Source organism: Citreimonas sp., from assembly GCF_042096055.1.
GTDB lineage: Bacteria > Pseudomonadota > Alphaproteobacteria > Rhodobacterales > Rhodobacteraceae > Citreimonas.
In genome coordinates this window covers 1-3341 of the sequence record NZ_JBELMH010000028.1, presented here as the reverse complement: position 1 = coordinate 3341, position 3341 = coordinate 1, and the positions used below count along the sequence as shown (strand labels likewise).

Here is a 3341-nt window from a genome sequence, read left to right as displayed (position 1 = left end):
GGGGACAGCTTACATCGACTGGACCTGGGGCAGGCTGTCGATCGGTGCATTGAGCATGACGCGGACCACCTGGTCTTCGCCCTCGCCCTCTACCGTCACCTCGTCGTACTGCGCCGACACCTTCATGTCGTCGGTGCCGTAATAGGCCGAGACGTCGATGACCAGTTCGGCTATCGCGTCGCCGGCGTCGTTCATCACGACCTCGACGATCGTGCCGATCTCGTCCTCGTTCGGACCGTAGACCGGGGCGTCCTGCAGGCTCGCGACCAGGGCCTGGATGTCCTCGCCCTCGGCCGCCGCGGCTTCGCTGTCCGTCTCCTGCATCTGCGAGGAATCGGCGGTCTGCTCGGTGCCTTCCTCGGTCTGCATTCCGGTATCTGCCGCGACATCGCTGTCTGTTTCCGTCTGCATCTCGGTGTCGGCTGCAACGTCGTCGCCGGTTTCGGTCTGCGTCCCGGTGTCCGCTGCGACGGCGTCGCCAGAGTCGGTCTGCATGTCGGTGTCTGCCGCCACGTCCGTGTCCGTCTCGAGCTGGCTGTCGCCCGAGCCTTCGGCCATGGTTTCGGTCTCGGCGAGTGGCTGCGCCTGTTCGCCGTCCGCGGTTTCCATGCCTTCCGCGTTCATCTGCCCGAGCGTGTCGCGGTCGAACGCGGGCGCGTTCGAGATCTGGTCGCGGGTCGCCTGCACGACAAGGCGCACATCCGCGGGATCCTCCGCGTTGCGCAGCATCTGCACCTGCGAGATCGGCAGCGCCACGTCGCGCTCGCCGATGCCCAGGAAGCCGCCGACGCCCAGGATCAGCGCCTGGACTTCGCCGTCGCCGGTCAGAAGCACGTCGTCGACCTCGCCGATGTTCTCGAGCTCCCTCTGCATCTCAGCGCTCAGCGTCGCGTCTGCTTCGAACTCGGTTTCGGTCGAGTAGAGGGTGGCGCCGATCATGTCCGACGCGAAGAGAAACGGCGCCCCCGAATGCGATTGCAGGTCGAGGAAGCGGCTTTCGGTGTCTTGGGCATAGCCCGTCGAGGCGAGTACCAGAACGGTAGCCGCGGAGGAGAGTAGCGTTTTCATGGTGGTGACCTGTCTGGCCCAAAAGAACGTGCGCAGGTCGCACGCGCCCACCGTGAAACCTGAAGTCCGGGGTTCGGTTCCGGGGCCCTTCAAGTTTCCGCCGATTTTTGTTCGATCTCGAATGGCAAAGTCTTGTTGGCGCTGTGCGCGGCCCATCCGCGTTTGATCCCCGTTAACGGAGACACCGTAGGTCTGGGCCTCGGAAGAATGCCTTTCGGAGCCTGTTATGCGTGATGTCTTGAACCGTCTCGGTGTCCAGATCGGACTCGGGATTTCCCTGATGCTTTGCCTTCTGACGGCGGCGTTGTTCATTCCGATGTTCGGGCAGAACAAGGCGGCCCTGCTCGAGGCCGCCGCCGAGAAGCAGACCATGTCGATCAATGTGCTGGCCAACGAGATTGCCCGCACGCAGGAGATATCGATCCGTCGCGGCCCCGATGGCGAAATCCTGGGCGCCAGCGCGCCGGCGATCGCGGAGTTCGAGAACCACGCCCTGATCGACCAGGTCGGCGCGATATCGGGCGAGACCGCGACCGTCTTCGTCTGGGACGATGAGCAGCAGGATTACGTCCGCCGCAGCACCAACATCATCAAGCCGGACGGCACCCGCGCCGTGGGTACGGTTCTCGGGCAGGACAATCCTGTCTATGCCGTCATGCGCCGAGGCGAGGTGTTTCGCGGGCAGGCCACGATCCTCGGCAAGCAGTACCTGACGATCTACGTCCCCGTGCAGACGCCCGCCGGAGAGCCGCTCGGCATTCTCTACGTCGGCGTATCGGACGAGGCCCTGCAGGCTTCGGTCTCGGGCATGCTGTGGTCCGGACTTCTCATCGCAGGGCTGTGCCTGGCGGGTTTCCTCTCGGTCACCGGCTTGGCGCTGCACTACATGCTCGCCCCGATCGGTCGCCTCGAGCAGACCGTCACCGCAATCCGCGAAAAACGGTTCGACACGACGGTTCCCGATACCGGGCGCCCAGACAGCCTCGGCGCCGTGGCCCGCAGCGTCGAGGCCTTCCGCGTCCAGATCCTCAACAGCGAGGAGGAAAGCGCTGCCGCCGCTCGCACGAGTGCCCTGCGCGCCGACATGTTCGACGAGATCTGCCGGGCGATGGACGATCTTAAAGGCGGAGCGGTCGATGCGCGCATCGATTCCGGCCGGTGGTCGGAACTGGGCGACGACGCCGCGATGCTCTGCGAGAATTTCAACAAGTTGGCACAATCCTTCGATCAGCTCACCCAGCAGGTTCAGGTCAGCATCGCGTCCGTAAAGGAAGAGGCTCAGGACCTGCGCGGCATGTCCAACGACATGGCACGCCGCGCCGAGACCCAGGCAGCCACCCTCGAGGAAAGCGCCGCCGCTCTTGAAGAGATGTCGAGCGCGATCAAATCCTCGGCGGAGCGCGCGAAGACCGCCAACGAGATGGCCACGGACGGCCGCAACCGTGCCGCGCGCGGATCCGAGATCATGGGCCGCGCTCTCGAGGCGATGGAGGGAATCGCCAAATCCTCGAGCGAGATCGAGAACATCATCTCGGTCATCGACGATATCGCGTTCCAGACCAACCTGCTGGCGCTCAACGCCGGCGTCGAGGCGGCCCGGGCCGGCACCGCCGGCAAGGGGTTTGCCGTCGTCGCGTCGGAAGTGCGCACGCTGGCGCAGCGCGCCTCGGAGTCCGCGCGCGAGATCAAGGACCTCGTGACCGCGAGCGCCAAGCAGGTCGACGACGGCGAGACGCTGATGAACGAGACGCATGCGACCTTCGCCTCGATCGTCAAATCGGCCGGTGACGTCGCCGACCTCGTCTCCGAGATCTCGGCCTCGGCCCAGGAGCAGGCCACGGGCGTCCAGGAAATCACGGCCGGCGTTGCCGACCTCGACACGGTCACCCAGAAGAACGCCTCGATGGTCGACGAGATCAACGCGACCTGCGTTCGCCTCAACAACCAGTCCGATCGAGCGGCGGGTCTGATCGCGTCCTTCCTCGGCGAAAAGATCGCTGCGAAAGGGACGCCAGTGCGAAATCGCTCTCGCGAACAAAATCAATCCGCGGCAGCATGAATGGCACGGCCCTCCCCGCCGCGGCGGGGAGGGCCGTTCATTTGAAGAAAGCGCTGGCCTGCGGTGCAAGCTTCCGCTGACCTAGTTCAACACTCGACGAAGGCTACGAATGCGCCCGCCGCTCGGAAGGAGCGGCCGCGCGACTGATACGCAGCGCCTACGCGCTGACGCATGATTGCGACCGGCCTTACTCGTCAGGATCCCCGGTTCTTCA

2 protein-coding genes are annotated in these 3341 nt (G+C 65.0%); one reads left to right on the top strand and one right to left on the bottom strand.

Annotated features, from left to right (window positions below; all coding sequences use genetic code 11):
- Positions 1-9 precede the first annotated feature (9 nt).
- Positions 10-1440: a PRC-barrel domain-containing protein gene (locus tag ACFDTC_RS08285; protein ID WP_375258441.1), complete on the bottom strand. Its 1431-nt coding sequence runs from the start codon at positions 1438-1440 to the stop codon at positions 10-12.
- On the opposite strand from ACFDTC_RS08285, the gene ACFDTC_RS08280 reads away from it, so the two are divergent.
- Positions 1349-3127: a methyl-accepting chemotaxis protein gene (locus ACFDTC_RS08280; RefSeq protein WP_375258408.1), complete on the top strand. Its 1779-nt coding sequence runs from the start codon at positions 1349-1351 to the stop codon at positions 3125-3127. The genes ACFDTC_RS08285 and ACFDTC_RS08280 overlap by 92 nt on opposite strands.
- Positions 3128-3341: the final 214 nt, after the last annotated feature.